The sequence below is a fragment of the Arthrobacter sp. 05L417 genome, assembly GCF_056397865.1.
In genome coordinates this window covers 1-599 of the sequence record NZ_JBFTOG010000113.1, presented here as the reverse complement: position 1 = coordinate 599, position 599 = coordinate 1, and the positions used below count along the sequence as shown (strand labels likewise).

Below are 599 nucleotides of genomic sequence, written 5' to 3'. Positions count from 1 at the left end.
TGCGGCGGTGGCTGCGGGGAGGTAGGCGGAGAGCCAGGCCATGCCGTCGCGGTCCGGGAGGTATTCGACCCGCCGGTCCGCGGCTTTTTGGGTGTGGCGTTCTTCGATGCTGACGGGGTGGTGGCGTTCGCGCCAGGTGCGTGCCTTGGCGCGGAAGCGGGAGGGGACGAGGTCCCCGGCGGGGCAGCCGCGGGCGGGGTTGGGTGCTTCGGGGTCCAGGAAGTGTGCTTCCAAGGCGGCCGTTGCGGCGGGGCCCAGGGCGCTGGTTTCGTCGATGATGATCCGGGCGTGTTGCCAGGAGATCGTCCCGGACTGAAGGGCTTCCAGGGCCAGGGGCAGCCCGGTTGTCAGTGCCTGGCAGTCGGAGAGGAAGGCCCCGGCGGTTCGTTCGCTGACGGTCAGGACGCAGGCCACCTCGGCGATCAGGGAGAGCTCCTGGGCGGTGGCTTGCTGCGGTGATGCGGCCGGTGGCGCGAGGGCCCTGGCCGCGTGGGCGTAGTCCGCGGCCAGCTGCGCTTTCAGGGCGGCGGTGCGGGCTTCCAGCCGGGCCACTTCGGCGAGGCCGTCCAGGCAGGCATCCGCCAGATCCCGGAGCGGAT

At 72.1% G+C, this 599-nt stretch carries 1 protein-coding gene; it reads right to left on the bottom strand.

The genetic code is table 11. The annotated features are described in order from the left end of the window. On the bottom strand, positions 1-599 hold a 599-nt coding region (locus tag AC1DJW_RS26545; protein WP_476902965.1), incomplete at both ends, for a DUF222 domain-containing protein.